The 1,614-nt window shown below is 70.9% G+C and carries 3 protein-coding genes; all 3 read right to left on the reverse strand.

Going from position 1 to position 1,614, the window contains the following annotated elements; translation table 11 throughout:
- Positions 1–636: folate-binding protein (locus tag RMO85_RS08735; protein WP_310528337.1), on the reverse strand; the 636-nt coding region annotated here is incomplete at its 3' end.
- Between the two features lie 10 nt (positions 637–646).
- Positions 647–1,084 carry a Fur family transcriptional regulator gene (locus RMO85_RS08740; protein WP_310528338.1) on the reverse strand — a complete coding sequence of 146 codons (438 nt, stop codon included), beginning with the start codon at positions 1,082–1,084 and terminating at the stop codon, positions 647–649.
- Between the two features lie 2 nt (positions 1,085–1,086).
- Positions 1,087–1,566, reverse strand: coding sequence for an FABP family protein (locus RMO85_RS08745; protein ID WP_310528339.1), 480 nt, complete (start codon positions 1,564–1,566; stop codon positions 1,087–1,089).
- Positions 1,567–1,614: the final 48 nt, after the last annotated feature.

The raw sequence follows: 1,614 nt of genomic DNA on the forward strand, positions 1-1,614 counted from the left end.
CCCCTTGTCCAGGTGCACGGCCGGCCCGATCCAGCCGAGCTCGTTGGGGATCGAACGGTGATCGGTGTCCAGCCCGAGGCGGGGCTCGCCACGAGCGATGCGGAGGGCCTCGAAGGCCCACAGGCCCGCAGCAGGGCCGGCGGCCGCGGCGTACTGCTCAAGACGCTCGCGGGGCACGAAGTCGTACGTCGCAGCGCGCTCGCCCGTCGCCGGTCGCCAGGCTACAGCCGTCCGGGGTGTCTCGAGGCTGACCTCGACGCGCATCATGAAGCGCATCCTCATCAGGAAGTCGACCAGCGACTGGCCGGCACCGGGCTCCGTGTGGGCGACGAACGCCTCGCCGTCGTCGACGCCGGTGAAGGCGTGCTCGACGTGACCCTGCGGGCTGAGGATCAGCGACTGGGTCCAGACACCGGGGGCGAGGCCCTCGAAGAACTGCGTGGTCAGGCTGTGCAGCCACGTCAGCCGGTCGGGGCCCTCGACGCGGACCACGTCACGGTGCGAGAGGTCGACGAAGCCCGCACCGGACTCCAGCACGCGCTGCTCGCCGTTGAACGATCCGTAGTGCGCAGCGACCGGGGCATCGATCCCGTCGCCCCCGACGGCGCCGGGCAGGTGGAGCAGGGGCGAAGTCATGCCCCCGAGTCTAGTGGGGGTGCGGAGGGGCTTCGACGGCCTCGCACTCCACGCACTGCCCGAAGATGGCGAGATGCCCGAGGTCCACGTCGAACCCGTGGTCGCGCCGCAGCACGGCGATCAGCGCTGCGGCCGCGTCGGGCTCGACACTGCGGACGCGCTGGCACTGGCGACAGACGAGGTGGAAGTGCTCCGGCTCACGCGCGGAGTGGTAGGTCGGCGCGCGGTCGCTGAGGTGGGTGTGCCGGACCAGTCCGAGCTCCTCGAGCACCTCCAGGGTCCGATAGACGGTGGATGCGTTGACGGCGCTGGCCTGGGTGCGCACCCGCGCGAGCACCTCGTCGACCGTGCCGTGGCCGAGGTCCTCGACCGCGCGGAGGATCAGCTGCCGCTGCGGCGTCAGCCGGTAGCCACTCCCCCGGAGCCGGTCGGCGAGCTCGTCGGGCACGGTCAGGCCCGCTTCAGTCGGGCCCAGGTGTGGGGCTGGAGCTCCTGGTCCATGGCCGCCATGTCGTAGGCGTACATCAGGTCGCCCTCGACGTTGCCGTACATCCGGGAGCCTGCGCTCACTTCCTTGGCGGTCTCCGTGAAGCCGACTCCGGCGGTGTGCAGCTCGAGCTTGCCGCCCTCGGCTGCGCCGTACCAGACCTCGGCGAAGCCGGTGTTGTGCGCCAGCAGGAACTCGACCTTGCCGGGCTCGGGGCAGCGCAGGAAGCCCGACTCCATGGCGGCGTCACGGACGAACTCGCCGTCCGCGTCGAGGAGCCAGGCCCGGGACATGTAGTGGAAGAACGGTCGGCCGTCGTGGGTGAAGATCAGTTCCTGGCCGAACTCGAAGCCCTCGATGGTGGGGTAGTCCCCGTGCCCGTTGCCGCGCCACGTGCCGAGCAGCCACGCGACGGGGCCGCAGTTGGCGGCGGGGAGCGGCAAGTTGCAACTCGCCTGGCGCGACGATTTGGTCGAGAGTCGCGTGGCGAA

The sequence above is a fragment of the Nocardioides sp. genome, assembly GCF_031422975.1.
In the GTDB taxonomy this organism is placed as follows: Bacteria; Actinomycetota; Actinomycetes; order Propionibacteriales; family Nocardioidaceae; genus Nocardioides.